The organism is Streptomyces sp. NPDC005151, from assembly GCF_053599875.1.
In genome coordinates this window covers 1-16,813 of record NZ_JBSFYR010000098.1, presented here as the reverse complement: position 1 = coordinate 16,813, position 16,813 = coordinate 1, and the positions used below count along the sequence as shown (strand labels likewise).

The window sequence follows — 16,813 nt, the reverse complement described above, 5'->3', positions numbered from 1 at the left end:
CCTACGGGGCGAGCGTGATCGAGTCGCCCTCGACCTTGATCGACGCGGCGGGCAGTGGTTCGGTGGCCGGGCCCGCCGACACACTGCCCGTCGCGGCGTCGAACTTGCTGCCGTGACACGGGCAGTTGATCGTGCCGCCCGAGACGCTCGACACCGCGCACCCCCGATGCGTGCACTTCGACGAGAACGCCTTGAACTCCCCGGCCTTCGGCTGCGTGACGACGACACCCTTGTCGGCGAAGACCTTCCCGCCGCCCTCGGGGATGTCGGCGGTCTTCGCCAGGACGCCCGCAGCACCGCCGGCACCGGCCTGTTCGACGGCGGCCGAGCCGCCCGAGTCCTTCGAGCCGCCGCACGCGGTGAGTACGGCGGCCACTCCGACGGCACCGGCGGCTGCGACGACGGTGCGACGCCCAGGACGGACCTCCTGCTCCTGCGATGTGCTCATGCTGGCATTCCCTTCCGCGTTGTTCATGGCTTCGACCAGGGATACGCGCGGTCGATGTCCCGTGTTCAACGACCGAGGGATTTCCTCAGGAAGTCCCGCTCCAGGACCAACAGATGGGCGACCGTCTCCTCCTGGGTGACCAGGTGGGTCGCCCCGGAGAGCGGCAGCACCGTGTGCGGTCGTCCCGCCGCCAGCAGCGCGGCGGAGAACCGCAGCATGTGGGCGACGGTCACATTGTCGTCGGCGAGTCCGTGGACCAGCATGAGCGGCCGCGTCAGCCGGTGTGCCTCGGCCAGCAGCGAATTGCGCTCGTACGTCTCCGGGTCCACCTCCGGATGGCCGAGAAACCGCTCCTCCCAGTGGGTGTCGTACAGCCGCCGGTCGGTCGGTGCGGCGCCCGCGACCGCCGCGTGGAACACGTCCGGGTGACGCAGTACGGCCGCGGCCGCGAGATAGCCGCTGAACGACCAGCCGCGCATCGCCACCCTCCCCGGGTCCAGTTGGGGATACTGCGCGACCGCTGCGTGCAACGCGTCCATCTGATCCCGCAGGACAGCCGTCAGCCGGTCGCCCCGCACGGATTTCTCCCACGCCTCGCCGCGCCCCGGAGTGCCACGCCCGTCCGTGACCAGCACCGCGAACCCCTGCTCGGCGAACCACTGGGCGACTGCGGTCCACCAGCCGCGCGCCTGCAGGACCAACTGCATGCCGTGGCCCGCATACGGGCTGAGCAGCACGGGCAGACGGTCGTCGCCGGGGCGGTGCCAGGACGGCAGGTACAGGTGGCTGCGAAGCTCCCGCTCGCCCAGGCTCAGTGCGAGGGGCCGCGGGGTGACCACGGGAGTCTCGGCGAGGACTCCGATCCGCCCCGCCGGCGCACCGTCGCGCAGCACCGACACCGTCTGCCCGTCCGGGGTCCTGCTGTCCAGTACGAGCGCGGGGCCGCCTGCCGTGGCCGTGTGCACACCCGGCGTCCCACTGATGCGTACGGGACCGTCGCCGGTTGCCCCCGCCGCGTACGACCAGACATGGATATCCGTCGGCTCCTCGCTCGCGGTGAAGAACACCCGCTCACCGACGGTGCCGACGACCTCACGGACCTCCAGTCCCGGCGGTGTCGTACGGCCGTCGATGTCCAGCCCCTGGGTGTCGCCGCCGGGCTGAGCGGGGACGACGAGCGCCCCGGAGGCGAGGCGCAGCGGCGTACCCGGCCGGAGGGCGACCCATGCGGCGTCGTGGGCGCGGTGCAGAGTCCGGGTCTCTCCCGTGGCCGGATCCACCGCCAGAACGTACACCGAGCGCTGATCACGCGTCTGTACGGAGACCAGCGGACCGTGCCGGTCCCACGCGGCAGTGGCGACATACTCGAACGCCGGGTCCGTCCACGTCCCCTGCGGGTGGTCCTCGCCTGCGGCCGTGGGCAGCCGCACCGCGACCCGTTCGCCCGACACCCGCACCAGGTGCAGCGACACCTCCGCGTTCGCCGTGCCCGCCGCCGGGTACGCCACCGCGCGCGGCGGACGCTCCGGATTCGCCGGATCGCTGATGTACCTGCGCCGGACCATCGAGGTGTCCACGCGTGCCACCAGCAGCGCATCGCTGTCGGGGGACCACCAGTAGCCGCGTGGGCGCCCGAGCGACTCGGCCGACACATAGTCGGAGAGCCCGTACGTCACGTGTCCCTTCCGCTCCTCCGGTACGGCCACCGGCCGGTCGTCGGTCCCGTCGCTCCGCACAGTCCGCAGTGCGCCCCCGGAGACGTACGCGATCAAGGTGCCATCGGGCGAGGGCCGCGGATCGACCACGGGTCCGGCGGTGGCGACCCGGCGCGGGGTGCCACCGTCCGTCCGTACCACCCAGAGCTCGCCCTGGAGGGCGAAGGCGACGAGCCGGACTTCGGCGTCCGTCGCGTACGACACCACTCCGGTCGACATCTCCCTGGCCCGCTCCCGGCGTGCCAGCTCCTCTGCCGGTACCTCGCCGGGGTCCGCGTCTCCGCGCCGCAGGGCGGGCGGGTCGGCGAGTATCCGCTCACCGCCGTCCTCGTGCAGCCACAGGCGGCTCACCGGGTCGGTGCCGCCCGTCGTCCTGACGAAAAGGACCCGCCCGCCGTCGGGCGACACGGTGAACTGCCGGGGCACCCCGAGCGAGAAACGCCTGGTGCGGGCCGACTGGAGCGGCAGTCCACCGGCGTGGGCTGAGGCGGCTTCGGCCGTGGTCATCTCGGTGTTCCTCTCGGTCGTGATCCGCTGCTGCGACCAGCATTGAGGCATGTACCGGCTGTCGCGCAACGCATTTAAGACCGACCGGCAATTGGGGGGTGGGTTTTCCTCGTCTCGGGGCAGGGCGACCGGGCCCGCCCGGCTCGCCTCGCCCGCGACGCCGTGCTCGCGCTGGCCGCCTTCGGCTTCTCCATGTGGCTCCTGGCGGGCTCCGGCTACGCCGCCGTCTACCAGGGCGTGCTGTTCCTCTTCGCGGGTGTCCTGGTCTACGCATGGATGTCGGCCCGCAGGGCGCGCGCCTGAACCCTCGGCGGGGGGACCGGTCAGCCAACCGGCCAGGTGTGGACGGGCGCGTCGGTAGGTGCTGGCTGGAGGCGTCACCGTAGGGGCGACAGACACGAGAGAAGGGGGCCAGATTGTCCCCCTGTCCCTGCGTGTCCCTGGTCAACTGACGGCGACCACGCCGACGGCTTCGGCCAGGTGGCCGGCTTCCTTGCGCATAGCGCGCGGTGCGGAGCGCCATAGGTCCGCGGGGACGACGCGGGCCGATGGCTGATATGCGACGGTCTCGGCGCCGATTTCGTGGGCCGTCTTCATCACGTGCGGGGCGGCCGTGCGGGGCGGCCGCGCCGGCGGACCGCGGCCTGGTCGCCCCGCATGGGTGATCTGAACCGCGGATCACTGCACGCCCGGTGGTGCACACCTCGTATCCCATGTGCGGATACCGGATCGAGGCCGGCGGCGTGGCGGCCGTGGGCGCCGGAGTTCTGGGGGCTCCCGTCGTGGGGGCGTCTGGCGCGGACCGGATGTTCGCGGATGCGGGGGGAGTCGCCGACGTTCAAGGTTCCGCCAACCGCCTATGGAGATTGCCGGTTGGGCGAACGGAGCCATGGCGTCGAGGGCGACGAGGCGACGGGCATCGCCCCTTTTGGCGGCGGGGACTCGCACAGCGCTTGCGGGGTGGGCCCGGCGCACCAGCGCGGTCCCACCCGGTACGCCAGGGCCAGGTCGGCCGATCAGGTGCCGATACCGCGATTCTGCGTAATCCCTTCGAGTAATGCGTTACCCGTAAAGGGCGAACCGGAACAATAAGGGACGGGTGGCGGAAGGGAGATCGACGGGAGAGTGGTGCATGCCCCTGCGGAAACGTAAGGCGCAGCTGAAGACCCGGGCCGGGAAGGCGGCGGTCAGTGGATACGGTGCGATGGATGCGCGCCTGCCCGTCAGCGAGCTGACCAGGCAGTTGCTGCGCAAGGCCTTTCCCGACCACTGGTCTTTTCTCCTCGGAGAGATCGCCCTCTACTCGTTCGTGGTCCTGGTCCTCACCGGCGTGTACCTCACCCTGTTCTTCGACCCGAGCATGATGGAGAGCGTCTACACCGGTTCCTATGCGCCCCTGCAGGGCGTGAGGATGACACAGGCCTACACCACCACCCTCAACATCAGCTTCGACGTGCGCGGAGGCCTGCTGATCCGTCAGATCCATCACTGGGCAGCACTGGTGTTCGTCGCCGCGATCGCCGTCCATATGCTGCGGATCTTCTTCACCGGCGCCTTCCGTAAGCCGCGGGAGGCCAACTGGATCGTGGGCGTGACACTGTTCGTACTCGCGCTCCTCGAAGGATTCGCGGGCTACTCGCTGCCCGACGATCTGCTGTCCGGTACGGGCCTGAGGACGGCGGCCACCATTGTGGGGTCGATCCCTGTCGTCGGAACGTACGTGGAGCTGTTCGTCTTCGGAGGACAGTTCCCGGGCAATGACGTGATCCCTCGTCTGTACGCCGTGCACATCCTGCTCGTGCCCGGCCTGATCGTGGCGCTGATCACCGTTCATCTCATGCTGGTGGTCTACCTCAAACACACCCACTGGGCGGGGCGGGGGAAGACCAACAAGAACGCCGTCGGCTCACCGGCGTTCCCGCACTTCACCGCGAAGACCACAGGTTTCTTCCTCATGGTGTTCGGCGTACTGGCCCTGCTGGGAGGGCTCGCCCAGATCAACCCCGTATGGAACTACGGCCCCTACCGTGCCGACCAGGTTTCTGGTAACGCACAGCCGGACTGGTATGTCGGGTTCCTGGAGGGCGCGCTCCGGCTGATGCCGCCATGGGAGACCAACATCGCGGGGCACACCATCATGTGGAATGTGTTCATTCCGGCGCTCGTGCTGCCAGGCGTGGTCTTCACGGTGCTGTTCCTCTATCCCTTCTTCGAGAAGTGGGTGACGGGCGACCGCAGGGAACACCATCTGTGCGACCGGCCGCGCAACCGGCCAACCCGTACCGGGCTCGGCGTGGCGGCCATCATCTTCTACGCCGTTCTCCTGGTCGCCGGCGGCAACGATGTCGTCGCCTTCTCGTTCAGGGTTTCGGTCCAGGTCATGACCTGGATCCTCAGGATCGCGCTGATCGCCGCCCCGCTCCTGGCGTTCGCGCTGACCAAACGCCTCTGCCTCGCCCTTCAGATGCGGGACCGCCGTCGGCTGACCGAGGGCGAGGAGACCGGCCAGGTGACCCAATCGATGAACGGCGACCTCTCGGAGAGCCACCGCGGCCTGAGCCCGACAGCCCGCTACCGCATCCTGATGCGTGATGTCCCGACGCCCCTGGAGCTCCCCGGGGAGGGCCCGGTCTCGCGTCGGCGACGGCTTCGGACCGTATTGAGCGGGTGGTACTACAGGGACCTCGTGGAACTGCCCGCCACGGACGAGCAACGGTCCCGGATCGCCGAGCGGACGGCGCCGCCGGAGCCGGTCCGCGGGCCCGAGGGCCGAGAACCGCCCTCAGCCCTGCGCACGCGCGTACTGGAAGACCATTCCGAACACCCCCGCCAGGACCACGCCCAGCCCGATCAGGAAGAGCCATAGACCGAACACCACACCGAGAGCGAGCAGGGCCATCCCCGCGGCTGTCAGCGACGGCCAGATGCTGTGCGGAGGAAAGAAGTCCACCGGACCGGACCGCTCATGGATCTGCCCGTCCCTGCGGTCCTCGGGGCGCAGCCCCTTCCTCCGGTAGTTGGTGGCGAAGAAGAACGTGACCAGCAGCGCCATGAGGAACGAGATGGTAAGCGCCGCCGTGCCTGTCGGATCGTGGGACCACACGGCGTAGAGAACATCGGTCACGAGAAAGAACGCCGCGACTCCGGCGAAGAGAATGGCCTCGGTCTTCATTCGCCCGACTCCTCCTCGGCGCCCGAAATGGAGTGGGACCCGCCTCGGCCGAGGCCCGGCTTCTCCTTCAGGGGGTGGTGCAGGTCGAAGGCCGGCGAGTCGGAACGTACACGGGGCAAAGCCCGGAAATTGTGCCTCGGGGGTGGACAGGAGGTCGCCCACTCCAGGGAACGGCCGAACCCCCACGGGTCGTCCACTTCGACCTTCGGTGCGTAACGGCTGGTGTGCCACACGTTGTACAGGAACGGCAGCGTCGACAGGCCCAGCGCAAAGGAGCCGACGGACGAGATCGTATTGAGCAGGGTGAAGCCGTCCGCCGCGAGATAGTCGGCGTAACGCCGGGGCATTCCGGCCTCCCCCAGCCAGTGCTGGACCAGGAAGGTGAGCTGAAAGCCGACGAACAAGGTCCAGAAATGGATACGGCCGATGCGTTCATTCAGCATGCGTCCGGTGAACTTGGGCCACCAGAAGTAGAAGCCGCCGAACATCGCGAAGACCACTGTTCCGAAGAGCACGTAATGGAGGTGGGCGACGATGAAGTATGAATCGGTGAGATGGAAGTCCAGCGGGGGTGAGGCGATCAGCACCCCGCTGAGGCCGCCGAGGAGAAATGTCACGAGGAAGCCGATCGCCCAGAGCATGGGTGTCTCGAACGAGAGGCTGCCGTGCCACATGGTGCCGATCCAGTTGAAGAACTTGACGCCGGTGGGCACGGCGATGATGAATGACATGGCGGAGAAGAAGGGAAGGAGAACGGCTCCCGTCGCGAACATGTGGTGGGCCCAGACAACCGCCGAGAGCATGGTGATGCTGATCGTGGCCATCACCATTCCGAAATACCCGAACATAGGCTTCCGGCTGAACGATGGAATGATCTCGCTCACCACTCCGAAGAAGGGCAACGCGACAATGTAGACCTCGGGATGGCCGAAGAACCAGAACAGGTGCTGCCACAGCAGTGCCCCGCCGTTGGCGGAGTCGAAAACATGCGCCCCGAACTTCCGGTCGGCTTCGAGGACGAGCAGCGTGGCAGCGAGCACCGGAAACGCGAGCAGCGCGAGGATCGAGGTGAACAGAATGTTCCAGGTGAAGATCGGCATCCGGAACATGGTCATACCGGGGGCGCGCAGACAGACGATCGTAGTGATGAAATTGACCGATGCCAGGGTCGTACTGATCCCCGACAGCACCAGGCCCATGGTCCAGAGGTCTCCGCCGGCGCCGGGCGAGAAGACGGCACTGTTCAGCGGAGCGTAGGCGAACCAGCCGAAGTGTGCCGCGCCGCCGGGCACCACGAATCCGGACACCACGATGATTCCGCCGAAGAGGAAGAGCCAGTAGGTGAGCGCGTTCAGGCGAGGGAAGGCGACGTCGGGCGCGCCGATCTGCAGCGGCATGATGGCGTTCGCGAAGCCGCCGAACATCGGCGTGGCGAACAGCAGCATCATGACGGTGCCGTGGATCGTGAACAGCTGGTTGTACTGTTCCGCGCTGACAATCTGAAGTCCTGGCCGGGCCAGCTCCGCTCGCATAAGCATGGCCAACACTCCGCCCAGCAGGAAGAACCCGAACGCGGTGACCATGTAGAGATTGCCGATGACCTTGTGGTCCGTGGTCGTCAGCCAGCCCATGAGCCTCACACCGGCATTGATGCGCCTGTTGCCCACCGGCTCGGCCGACGCGGCTTCCTGCAGGTCCTGCGCCATCGGTTCTCCGTTCCTCCCGGTTGACTCGATGGTGGAGCCTGCCACCATCGACGGCCCATACGACTGGCGGTGACACCTCGAATTTCACCAGTTCACCGGTGCTCCGATCGGGTGTCCCATGGGCCCGCCGGGTCCCGGATGCCCGGCGGTCATGAGCCAGACCGTCGTCACTTCTGGTGCGAGCGCCGGGGTCGACCGGGCGACGGCACGTCCGTTCGGGCGGGAATGCGCGACTGTGCTCTGGACGGTCTGCACCCCGCAGGAGGTTGCTGTCACTGGGGTCACGGATCTCGTCGACCCAAAGCTGCACCCCACCCGGCTGCGGCGGTTGGTACTCCTGGCCAGGGCTGTGGGCAGGCGCCTCGAACCTCCCACCGAGCGGCTCGCGGCCTGGGCGGAACAGCTTGCCCAGGCCGCCGTACGCGACCGCTTCGATCCCGGATGGTGGGCGTGGACTTCTACTACGACCTCTCCCAGGCATTCCCCGACGGGTCGGCTCTGGCCGGCAAGCGAATCATCATCAGTTCCCGGTCGACGACGGCACCAGCCGGCGGGGAAGGAGTCTTCTTCGACCGTGATGCCCCGCAGGGCGGCTCCCTGCCACCCCTGCCCGACGCGCTGTCTGACCGCCTGCACTTCGTGCACGAGGGCATCGCTTGGTCCGGCAAGGGCCGCAAGCGCAGAGTCCAGGGCCGCAAGTGGCTCAGGACCGCGAACCTCGTCCACGACTACGGGGCTGACCGGGTGCTCGAGATCGTCGCCTCCGCGCTGAGCGCGGACGGCATGGACGACGACGTGCGTATCGCATGTCTGCGCTACGCCTGCGCGGTCTCCCACGCACTGGAGACCGGGGGCCGCAGGGCACCCGTCTTGAAGAATCTCCGCGTACCGACCCGGGCTGGCTGGTTCGACGCGAGCCGGGCCATGTTCGGGCCGGGCTGGCCCGGAGAGCACTCCTCCGTCGACGACACACTGACCCGGTTCCTGGAACACGTCCGAGGGCTGTCGTCCGTGCTGACCGAGACGGAAGGGCGGCTCCTGCTCGGCCCCGAGGGGCTGTGCGGGGACGTGATCCTTGTGGAGGCGATGCGGCGCTTCCTCGAGAGACACCGCGGGCGGCGAACAACACAGGGTGGGAAACAGACACGTGCGGTACAGACTTTCGAGATCGACCCCTGCCCCCGGCGGGGAGAACGCCCACGGGACGAAACCCGTCCGCGCCTGGGGACGGGGCAGGGCAGCTGTCGACGCCATGGTCCTGAGCGCGGCGTTCGCCGGCGCCTCCAGCCCTGCGCTGACATCCGTCGCCGCTGCTGCGGCGGCATGTCCGTCCGGCGTGGACAGCGACTTCAACGGTGACGGCGTGCGGGACATCGCCATCGCCGACCCCGAGGCCACGGTGGCGGGGAATGCCGAGGCGGGCGAAGTGCACATTGTCTACGGCGGAGGCAAGGGCACGCTGCGCCTCGACCAGGACACCCCCGGCGTCCCCGGTTCGGTGGAAGCCGGCGACCGCTTCGGCTTCTCACTGGCGGTCTACGACGCGAACCTCGACGGCTGCAGCGATCTCGTGGTCGGCATCCCCTACGAGGACCTCACCGTCACCACGCCGTCGGCAGCGACTTACGCCGACTCCGGACTGGTCCAGGTCATCCACGGGGCCACGACCGGGCTCGGCACGGGCCCGGCGGCCAAGGAATACCTCCAGGGCACGGACACGGTGCTGGGAGGAGCGGCGGAGAAGGACGACTGGCTCGGATACGCGCTCTCGGCCGGCAAGACCACGGCCGGCTCGCCGTACCTGCTCATCGGCGACCCCGGAGAGGACCTGGGCACCGTGGTGGACAGCGGAGCGGTGTACTACGTCCACGCCACCGCACAGACCGTGGTGACGATCCATCAGGATGTCGAAACAGCCGGCCCCATGCCCGGGACAGCAGAGCAGGACGACCGCTTCGGAGCTTCGCTGGCGAGCACTCCCACCCACTTCACCATCGGTGCACCGGGTGAGGCACTGGGAACCAAGACGTTCGGCGGAGCCGCCGACGTCTTCAGCCATACCCTCGTCTCGGGAGCCCCCAAGCCGCTGTTCGGCATCGGTCAGGACTCGGACGCGGTGAACGGCGCCGAGGAAGTGGGAGACGGCTTCGCCACGTCGCTCGCCATGGCCCCCTACCGTCCGTCCGGCGCGACCTCCACCACCGAATCCGTACTCGCCGTCGGCGTGCCCGGCGAGGACCGACGCCAACAAGGCTAAAGCGAACGTCAATCAGGCGGAGCAGCAGTACTCCTCGGCCAAGAAGCGCATGGTCCAGGCGACCAAGGAAATCGTCAAGATCGTTCGTGACATCCTCGGCATCGACGCCGCCTTGGACTGTCTCTCCACCGGTGACCTCGGTTCCTGTGGAGAGACCGCCCTCAACATCGCGGGCAGCTTCGCCGGCGGCATAGTCGGCAAGATTCTCGCCAAGTACGGGGCTCCATGGGACTGGGCCAAGGGCGCCAGACTTGCCAAGAGAGTCGTCGGCCTGGTCGACGATCTCGTCGGCGGGGTCACGGCCATGATGAGGTCGTCCAAGGCGCTCGGCAAGGCCAAGGATGTGCTGGCCTCGGCAGAGGCGAAGGTCAGACAGGCGGCCAAGCGGGGTAAGTCGAGCGAGCCGGCAGCGGTCGCTTGTGCGAAGCACAGCTTCCTACCCGGCACCAAGGTCCTCGGAGCCGACGGCACGACCAAGCCCATCGAGGACGTCGAGCCCGGTGACAAGCTCATCGTCACCGACCCCGAGACCGGCGAGACCACGGTCCGCGAAGTCGCCGGCGCCATCGTCACCGAGGACGACAAGCACTTCGTCGACCTCACCATCGCGACCGGGAACGGCGACGACACCGCGTCGCTGGTCTCCACGACGACGCACCCCTTCTGGTCCGTCTCGGAGAACGCCTGGGTCGACGCCGGACGTACTATGTGCTGGCCGGTGAGACCCCGGTACTCGTTCACAATGCAACGCCAGGTCAGAAGTGCGATCTGACGCTGGGTGCTGGCCCGAATGCCCGAGAGGGGGTAGCCCTGGAGAACGGTGACATTGAAGCAGATGGCGTTCGAGATCTGATCACTGAATCAGGAAATGCGCACGGCGTCGCGGAGGTTCGGCGAGAACTCCGACGGGGCTGCCACCTTCGTCCGGCGCTGGTCCGCCCGGATGCGGCCCTGGACCCGCCGGTACCGGCCCTCGGCCATCGATGTGGGCGTCCTCTCCGGCGACGTGGGCGACGTGGTCCGCGGAATCTCCGAGATCTCCTCGACGGCCTTCGCGGCCGGGTATGTCCCCGTCGTCATCGGAGGCGACCACACGGTCAGTTATCCGGTGGCCGCCACCGCGGCCGCACGGCACAAGGATCTGACCTACGTCTACCTGGACGCCCATCTGGACCTGGGTTTCCATCTCGACGGATCCGGCGAGGTGCACAATGGCAACTTCGTGGCGGCGCTCGCCGCCGGTGGCGACTTCCGCGAGGTGGTCAATGTGGGCGCGAGGGCATGGACGACCTACGACGATGCCTACGGTCCCGGCGGCCCCGTCACGGTCGTCCGCGACGTCGACCCGGGGGCGCTGTCCACACTGAGAGGAAGGAAGGTGCACGTCAGCCTGGACGTCGACGTCCTCGATCCGGTGTACGTGCCGAACACGGGGAGCAAGGAGCCTCCCCGGAGCAGGTCAGACGCGTGATGGCCTGGATCGCGGACAACTGCACCGTCGTGAGCGCCGACGTGTCGGAGATCGTGCCCGATCCCGCCCACCGTGCGACTGCCGAGATCGCGATGCGATGTATCCATGAACTCGTCAAGGAGCGAAAGACGCGATGAATGAGAGGCTGGCGGCCCAGGTGACCGATGCCGCCGTCGAGTTGCGGCCCCACACGTCGGCGAGCCTCGAACCGCTGCTGCGGTGGAAGAACGACGTCGAGATCCAGCGGCTCAGCGACGACGGGACCCGCACGTACACCCGTGAGCAGGTCGCCGCGACGCTCGAGCGCTGGATGTGCCCCAGTGACGACATCGTCCACCTCGCGATCGGGCTCGCAGGCCGTGCGGAGCCCATCGGCTTCCTCCACCTGGCGCTCATCGAACGGGCTCACCGGCGGTGCCGGCTGGGCATCGTCATCGGCGAGAAGGACCTGTGGGGGCGCGGCTACGGGCATCTGGCGGTCGTGCAGGCGGTCGACCACGCCTTCGACGTGCTCGATCTCGACCGGATCACGGTGGAGGTCTTCGCCGACAACACACGTTCCGTGCGGCTGTTCGAGCGTGTGGGCTTCGTACGCGAGGGCGTCATGCGGGAGAACATCCAGCGCGACGGGCAGCGCGTCGACGAGCTGATCTTCGGACTGCTGCGGCACGAATGGATCGGGGGGAAGAATTGACCAGGATCGGGATCAGCGTCTCCGACTTCGTGCCCGCTCTGGGCCACTTGGACGACACCGTGTACCGGCGGGTCTCCTATGTCGAGTACGGCGGCCACTACCCGCCGGCGAACGACCCCGGCATGCGGCGCCTCTTCGAAGAGGGCATCGTCAGCGACATGACCCGGCACCTCGTGTCGGTCGAATTGCCCGACGTCCTCGACATCAAGGACGAGGCCAGGCTGATCGCGGAGAACCACGCGGGAACCGAGCCGCGCTACATGGTCACCGACTTCGGTTGTGGAGGCTGGGCGGGCGAGGGGAGCGAAACCTCTGGTTCCGCCCCGCGTTGCTCGACCGCGAGGTCGCCGGACGCGTCGCCCGCAACGTCCAGGGGCTGTCGGCGGAGCTGGGTGCCCCGGTCCATGCCGAGAACCCTTTCAGCCTCACCCACGGCGGCGATCTGAGTCCCCGCGAGTTCATGCAGGAACTGGCCGAGCGCGGAGCGACGCTCTGCTTCGACATCGGGCACTTCTACGCTGCGTGCGTCAACGAGGGCCTCGAGGTGGACCGGGTGCCGTTCGAGGCCGTCCGGGTGGCGCACATCGCCGGACTGAGCGAGGTCCGGTACGGCGACCGGCGACTGCTGCTCGACAACCACAACGTCCCACCGCTGGGGGGTTGTCTTGAGGTGCTCCGGATCGTGAAGGAGCGTGCCCCGGAGCTTTGTTGGGTGACCTACGAGGCCGAACTGGCCCCAGCACAGGTCCAGCACCGCGGTCTCGACGCGATGGTGAGGGTAATGGCATGACCATGTCGGAAGAAGTCGCTCGCGACGTGCCGAAGGCCGACTGTTTCCGGAGTCTGGTCCGGCGGCCCCGCACGACGAGGAGACGACGCAGTACCTGGCCTGGGCTCGCCTCATGGCACAGGTCGTCGACGACCTCTCCCGATGGGCGCCCAACTTCGCGGTGGCCGTGGCGTCCTCGTTCAGATCCTGCTCGCCCTTCCGGGGCGCCGGCGGCGCGTCCGCCCCTTGGCGGCGGTCGATCAGCGACAGGAGCGGGCCGGTCATCGAGGTGGTGACCACCGCCATCACCAGCAGCGCCAGATACAGCGCCGGAGGTGAGCACTCCGGCGCTGTACCCGGCCTGGAGCAGGACGATCTCGGTGAGCCCCCGGGTGTTGAGCATGACGCCGACGCGAAGCGCCTCGGCGCGCCCCTCCCCGCCCAGGCGGGAGACCGCGTAACCGCCGCCGATCTTGGAGAGCACGGCCAGGACCGTCGCCAGGATCGCCACCAGCCAGGGGATGCCGCCCGAGGCCGTCCATATCGTCAGCCCGGTGGCGATGAAGAAGACCGGCACCAGCCACAGGCCCAGCGTGGACACCCAGCGGACCGGTGCGTCCCAGTGCGGCGAGTCGGGCGGGATCATCAGCCCCACCACGAACGCGCCGAAGATCGCGGTGAGCCCCCGGGACTCCGTAACGTCCGCCGCCTGGAGCACGCAGACGCCCAGGACGACGGCCACCAGCCAGGGCCACCGGGCGCACAGGCGCTCGGCGGACTGCGCCTTCGGCCAGGCCAGGCCGAGGACCGCCGGCCCGAGCAGCATGCCGAACGCGATCTCGCCGACGACGCCGGGCTGCCCGATCCGGCGGGCGAGCCGGCGTCCCAGGAACCCGACGACCAGGAAGGCGCCGAGTGCGGCGGTCGCGTGAGCGGCCACGGGGAGCGTCACCGGCCCGCCGCTCCATCACCCGCCGCGTCGTCCGCCGTCAGGAAGCCGACGGCACGGCGGACCACGGCGTCGTCGCGCAGCACCTTGGTGTGGCCCAGGTCCCGCACCCGCATCAGCTCGGCCTGCCCCCAGGTCGCCACCAGCGCCTCGCTGTCGGCGATCGGCGACTCCGGGTCGTTCTCGTCGTGGACGACGAGCAACCGGCTGGTGAAGTCCCGTGCCGCGAGAGCCGGTTCGATGGCGCCGAAGGAGATGCCGAGCCATTCCTCCGCACGAGAGCGGACCAGCCCGATGGCCTTGGGCGATACCTGCATCACCTCGCCGGAGCGGCGCCAAAGGCTGGTGTAGCTGCTGATGGGGTTGACGAACACGGCCCGCTCCAGCGTGACCCCGCGCGACATGGCGTAGGTCGTGGCCGCGGCGCCCAGCGAGTGGGCGACGACGGCGTGGAAGGGGCCGAACCGCTCGTTGGCCGCCTCGACCGCCTTGGCGAAGTGGATGACGGAGGACTCCGCTCCCTCCGACTCGCCGTGGCCGGGGAGATCGGCGACGACCACCGCGCAGCCCGCCGCGGCGAGCGCGTCCGCCAGGACGGTCAGGTGCCCGGCGTTGTCGGCCCAGCCGTGGACCAGCAGGATCCGCCGCTCGCCCTCGCCCCAGAGGTAGTGGATCACCTTGCCGCCGTCGACGACCTCGACCTCCTTGGCAGCCTGTTCCAGGATCGGCCGGGTGGCGTTCGGAGGCTGCGTCCGCATCGGCGTGAAGGCCAGCCGGCGCAGCTTTTCCGTGGTGCCGGTGTCCAATTTGATCGCCCCTTATCTTGTTTCTTCCACGCTCCGCAGGTACGCGGAGATGATTTTCCGAACCTCGGGTGATTCCACGATGTCGAAGGGAAGGCGGTAGGGGTGGTCGCCGCCCCCGATCAGGCGCTCACGCCATCGGTCGGCGGCCTTGGAGGCTCTGACGCCCGCCTCGGTCAGGCGCGCGCTCGCGTCCTTGCCGGGGACGTCCAGGATCGTGCCGGGCCGGATCCCATGGGCCGCCGCGATGGCGCCGACGGGCCGTTCCTCGCCCTCCAGGGTGCACAGCCGGGTCAGGGTGACGCTTCCGGCACCTGACATCCTGTGCGCGGCCGTGGTGTGCATGATGCTCACCATGCTACGGCCGAAACCCGCGCCGGCGGCCGCGGCCACAGCGCAGGCGCCTCAGGACCGGGTCACGCCCACCCAGTGACCCCCGAATTCAGGGGCGACCCGGCCCGCCGGATTGCGGGTTGCGGACGGCCCCCTGGGCGCGGCCACCATGTGCCGCACCCAGGGGGCCGTGTCGTTCCTCCGGCTCCCGGCCGCGCTGCTCCGGCCGGCCGTCAGGCGGACGGCACGCGGATCAGCAGGGCGTCGCCCTGCCCGCCGCCGCCGCACAGCGCTGCCGCGCCGAGACCGCCGCCGCGGCGGCGCAGCTCATAGGCCAGGTGGACGATGAGCCGGGCGCCGGAGGCGCCGATCGGGTGGCCGAGCGCGATGGCTCCGCCGTCGACGTTCACGATGTCCGGGCTGATGCCCAGCTGCTCGGTGGAGACGATGCCGACGGCGGAGAACGCCTCGTTGATCTCCACCAGGTCCAGGTCGGACGGCTCCAGCTTGGCCTTGGCCAGCGCCGCCCTGATCGCGTTCGACGGCTGCTCGTGCAGGCTTGCGTCCGGCCCGGCCACCACGCCGTGGGCGCCGATCTCGGCGATCCAGGGCAGGCCCAGCTCCTCGGCCTTGGCCTTGCTCGCCACCACCACGGCCGCGGCGCCGTCGGAGATCTGAGACGCTGTCCCCGCCGTGATGGTGCCGGCGGCGCTGTACACGGGACGCAGCTTCGCCAGGACCTCCGCCGTGGTGTCGGGACGCACGCCCTCATCGGTGCCACACACCACTGGGTCGCCCTTGCGCTGCGGGACCGGCACCGGCGCCAGCTCCTCGGCGAACCGCCCGGCGGCCGCCGCGGCGGCCGCCCGCTGGTGCGAGGCCGCGGCGAAGGCGTCCTGCTTCTCCCGGGTCAGCCCGGCGTAGCGGCTGTTGTACTTCTCGGTCGAGACGCCCATGCCCAGCTGGTCGAAGGGGCAGAACAAGCCGTCGTGGACCATGTGGTCGATCAGCGGTACGTCACCGGCCTTGAAGCCCGCACGCGACTTGGGAAGCACGTGCGGAGCCTGCGACATGGACTCCTGACCGCCCGCCACGACCAGGTCGAACTCACCGGCCCTGATCAGCTGGTCGGCCAGCGCGATCGCGTCGATCCCGGAGAGGCACACCTTGTTGACGGTCAGCGCCGGGACGCTCATCGGGATGCCGGCGGCCACCGCGGCCTGGCGGGCCGGGATCTGGCCGGCGCCCGCGGTGAGCACCTGCCCCATGATCGTGTACTCCACTTGCTCGGGCGCCACCCCCGCCCTCTCCAGGGCCGCCTTGATCGCGATGCCCCCGAGCTGGACACCGGAGAAGTCCTTCAGAGCCCCGAGCAGGCGACCGGTGGGAGTGCGGGCCCCAGCCAGGATGACGGAACCGGACACGACGTCCTCCGTGGGTAGAAGTTGTGGACCACAACACCACTACATTAACCACGAGTTGGGCTGAGGAAGTGCGCCCTCCGGTGGTGTGAGCGACGGCACAGCCGATCGGAGGCGTCCCAGCACCCACCGGCGGGAACGGCACGCCGTCCGGCTACGGCGGCGGCTCCCCGTCCACCGGTCCCGCCCCCGGCGGCTGTGACGGAGCGGTGATCTTCAGAGAGTGTGGCTGCTCTGGTCCGGTGTCCCGTGGAAGCCGCCGACCGTGACGCACGTTTGACGCACGGCGCGGCGTGCGTCACGGTCAGATGGCCGCTGACCTGCATGTTTTTAGGTAGTGCCAGGGCTCCACCCGTTCCCGGTGGACGCACCACGTGGAGTGCGTGGCGATCCTTGAACCGGCCGCAAAGGCTCTCTGACCTGCCAATGCCGGTGAGTTAGGCCGTTTCCGCAGGTGGGGGCGGGTGTCGGGTGACTTTCAGCGAGTAGCGGACGTTACTGGGAGTGCGCGGCTTGTCTCGTCGCTTGATGGCGAACTTGTTCTTGGGTGGCTTCTTGACGCGCTCGC

General features: G+C 68.9%; 17 protein-coding genes and 2 pseudogenes. 10 read left to right on the top strand and 9 right to left on the bottom strand.

The window, feature by feature from the left end; genetic code table 11:
• Position 1: 1 nt before the first annotated feature.
• Both ACWD6R_RS33705 and ACWD6R_RS33700 read right to left on the bottom strand, forming a co-directional pair.
• Positions 2-448: a Rieske (2Fe-2S) protein gene (locus tag ACWD6R_RS33705; protein WP_451822192.1), complete on the bottom strand. Its 447-nt coding sequence runs from the start codon at positions 446-448 to the stop codon at positions 2-4.
• 65 nt (positions 449-513) lie between these two features.
• Positions 514-2,670 (bottom strand): prolyl oligopeptidase family serine peptidase, encoded by a 2,157-nt coding sequence (locus ACWD6R_RS33700; protein WP_451822191.1) that lies wholly within the window; start codon positions 2,668-2,670, stop codon positions 514-516.
• 105 nt (positions 2,671-2,775) lie between these two features.
• Between ACWD6R_RS33700 and ACWD6R_RS33695 the strand changes: the two are divergent.
• A pseudogene (locus ACWD6R_RS33695) lies at positions 2,776-2,973 on the top strand (amino acid permease); the annotation flags it as partial.
• A 141-nt stretch (positions 2,974-3,114) separates the two neighbouring features.
• On the opposite strand, the gene ACWD6R_RS33690 reads toward ACWD6R_RS33695, so the two are convergent.
• A complete protein-coding gene (locus ACWD6R_RS33690) occupies positions 3,115-3,267 on the bottom strand; it encodes a hypothetical protein (RefSeq protein WP_451822190.1) in 153 nt (50 codons plus the stop codon).
• Positions 3,268-3,802: 535 nt separating this feature from the next.
• Here ACWD6R_RS33690 and qcrB point away from each other — a divergent pair.
• The gene (qcrB, locus tag ACWD6R_RS33685; protein WP_451822189.1) at positions 3,803-5,536 is read left to right on the top strand and encodes a cytochrome bc1 complex cytochrome b subunit; all 1,734 of its coding nucleotides are present in this window, start codon (positions 3,803-3,805) and stop codon (positions 5,534-5,536) included.
• On the opposite strand, the gene ACWD6R_RS33680 is transcribed toward qcrB, so the two are convergent.
• Positions 5,453-5,842, bottom strand: coding sequence for a cytochrome c oxidase subunit 4 (locus tag ACWD6R_RS33680; RefSeq protein ID WP_451822188.1), 390 nt, complete (start codon positions 5,840-5,842; stop codon positions 5,453-5,455). The genes qcrB and ACWD6R_RS33680 overlap by 84 nt on opposite strands.
• Entirely contained in the window at positions 5,839-7,548 is a 1,710-nt protein-coding gene (gene ctaD, locus ACWD6R_RS33675) for an aa3-type cytochrome oxidase subunit I (protein WP_451822187.1), read from the bottom strand. The genes ACWD6R_RS33680 and ctaD overlap by 4 nt, the downstream gene beginning before the upstream one ends.
• A 450-nt stretch (positions 7,549-7,998) precedes the next feature.
• On the opposite strand from ctaD, the gene ACWD6R_RS33670 reads away from it, so the two are divergent.
• From ACWD6R_RS33670 to ACWD6R_RS33635, 8 genes and pseudogenes are all read left to right on the top strand, one after another.
• Positions 7,999-8,907, top strand: coding sequence for a hypothetical protein (locus ACWD6R_RS33670; RefSeq protein WP_451822186.1), 909 nt, complete (start codon positions 7,999-8,001; stop codon positions 8,905-8,907).
• Entirely contained in the window at positions 8,885-9,805 is a 921-nt protein-coding gene (locus ACWD6R_RS33665) for an FG-GAP repeat domain-containing protein (RefSeq protein WP_451822185.1), read from the top strand. The genes ACWD6R_RS33670 and ACWD6R_RS33665 overlap by 23 nt, the downstream gene beginning before the upstream one ends.
• A gap of 49 nt (positions 9,806-9,854) precedes the next feature.
• A complete protein-coding gene (locus ACWD6R_RS33660) occupies positions 9,855-10,577 on the top strand; it encodes a polymorphic toxin-type HINT domain-containing protein (protein WP_451822184.1) in 723 nt (240 codons plus the stop codon).
• A 96-nt stretch (positions 10,578-10,673) separates the two neighbouring features.
• On the top strand, positions 10,674-11,276 hold the full coding sequence (locus ACWD6R_RS33655; protein WP_451822183.1) for an arginase family protein: 603 nt from the start codon (positions 10,674-10,676) through the stop codon (positions 11,274-11,276).
• Complete coding sequence (locus tag ACWD6R_RS33650) at positions 11,276-11,413, top strand: hypothetical protein (RefSeq protein WP_451822182.1); 138 nt, start codon at positions 11,276-11,278, stop codon at positions 11,411-11,413. Before ACWD6R_RS33655 ends, ACWD6R_RS33650 begins: the two co-directional genes overlap by 1 nt.
• Positions 11,410-11,970 carry a GNAT family N-acetyltransferase gene (locus tag ACWD6R_RS33645; protein WP_451822181.1) on the top strand — a complete coding sequence of 187 codons (561 nt, stop codon included), beginning with the start codon at positions 11,410-11,412 and terminating at the stop codon, positions 11,968-11,970. The genes ACWD6R_RS33650 and ACWD6R_RS33645 overlap by 4 nt, the downstream gene beginning before the upstream one ends.
• The gene (locus ACWD6R_RS33640; RefSeq protein ID WP_451822180.1) at positions 11,967-12,416 is read left to right on the top strand and encodes a hypothetical protein; all 450 of its coding nucleotides are present in this window, start codon (positions 11,967-11,969) and stop codon (positions 12,414-12,416) included. Before ACWD6R_RS33645 ends, ACWD6R_RS33640 begins: the two co-directional genes overlap by 4 nt.
• Positions 12,299-12,592: pseudogene (locus ACWD6R_RS33635) on the top strand (multinuclear nonheme iron-dependent oxidase); the annotation flags it as partial. The gene ACWD6R_RS33640 and the pseudogene ACWD6R_RS33635, both read left to right, overlap by 118 nt.
• On the opposite strand, the gene ACWD6R_RS33630 reads toward ACWD6R_RS33635, so the two are convergent.
• The 4 genes from ACWD6R_RS33630 to ACWD6R_RS33615 form a co-directional block, all read right to left on the bottom strand.
• Positions 12,498-13,565: a cation:proton antiporter domain-containing protein gene (locus ACWD6R_RS33630; RefSeq protein WP_451822205.1), complete on the bottom strand. Its 1,068-nt coding sequence runs from the start codon at positions 13,563-13,565 to the stop codon at positions 12,498-12,500. The pseudogene ACWD6R_RS33635 and the gene ACWD6R_RS33630 sit on opposite strands and share 95 nt — an antisense overlap.
• Positions 13,566-13,687: 122 nt before the next feature.
• On the bottom strand, positions 13,688-14,494 hold the full coding sequence (locus ACWD6R_RS33625) for an alpha/beta hydrolase (RefSeq protein ID WP_451822179.1): 807 nt from the start codon (positions 14,492-14,494) through the stop codon (positions 13,688-13,690).
• Between the two features lie 12 nt (positions 14,495-14,506).
• Positions 14,507-14,836: a hypothetical protein gene (locus ACWD6R_RS33620; RefSeq protein ID WP_451822178.1), complete on the bottom strand. Its 330-nt coding sequence runs from the start codon at positions 14,834-14,836 to the stop codon at positions 14,507-14,509.
• Positions 14,837-15,057: 221 nt separating this feature from the next.
• On the bottom strand, positions 15,058-16,248 hold the full coding sequence (locus ACWD6R_RS33615; protein ID WP_451822177.1) for an acetyl-CoA C-acetyltransferase: 1,191 nt from the start codon (positions 16,246-16,248) through the stop codon (positions 15,058-15,060).
• Positions 16,249-16,813 lie beyond the last annotated feature (565 nt).

What these genes read in the sequence shown, in the direction of transcription:
- ACWD6R_RS33655 (WP_451822183.1), top strand. Translation starts at nt 10,674, where the DNA reads ATGCGCACGGCGTCGCGGAGGTTCGGCGAGAACTCCGACGGGGCTGCC.
- ACWD6R_RS33705 (WP_451822192.1), bottom strand. Translation starts at nt 448, where the DNA reads ATGAGCACATCGCAGGAGCAGGAGGTCCGTCCTGGGCGTCGCACCGTC.
- ACWD6R_RS33630 (WP_451822205.1), bottom strand. Translation starts at nt 13,565, where the DNA reads ATGCTGCTCGGGCCGGCGGTCCTCGGCCTGGCCTGGCCGAAGGCGCAG.
- ctaD (WP_451822187.1), bottom strand. Translation starts at nt 7,548, where the DNA reads ATGGCGCAGGACCTGCAGGAAGCCGCGTCGGCCGAGCCGGTGGGCAAC.
- ACWD6R_RS33660 (WP_451822184.1), top strand. Translation starts at nt 9,855, where the DNA reads ATGGTCCAGGCGACCAAGGAAATCGTCAAGATCGTTCGTGACATCCTC.
- qcrB (WP_451822189.1), top strand. Translation starts at nt 3,803, where the DNA reads ATGCCCCTGCGGAAACGTAAGGCGCAGCTGAAGACCCGGGCCGGGAAG.
- ACWD6R_RS33680 (WP_451822188.1), bottom strand. Translation starts at nt 5,842, where the DNA reads ATGAAGACCGAGGCCATTCTCTTCGCCGGAGTCGCGGCGTTCTTTCTC.
- ACWD6R_RS33620 (WP_451822178.1), bottom strand. Translation starts at nt 14,836, where the DNA reads ATGCACACCACGGCCGCGCACAGGATGTCAGGTGCCGGAAGCGTCACC.
- ACWD6R_RS33690 (WP_451822190.1), bottom strand. Translation starts at nt 3,267, where the DNA reads ATGAAGACGGCCCACGAAATCGGCGCCGAGACCGTCGCATATCAGCCA.
- ACWD6R_RS33650 (WP_451822182.1), top strand. Translation starts at nt 11,276, where the DNA reads ATGGCCTGGATCGCGGACAACTGCACCGTCGTGAGCGCCGACGTGTCG.
- ACWD6R_RS33700 (WP_451822191.1), bottom strand. Translation starts at nt 2,670, where the DNA reads ATGACCACGGCCGAAGCCGCCTCAGCCCACGCCGGTGGACTGCCGCTC.
- ACWD6R_RS33645 (WP_451822181.1), top strand. Translation starts at nt 11,410, where the DNA reads ATGAATGAGAGGCTGGCGGCCCAGGTGACCGATGCCGCCGTCGAGTTG.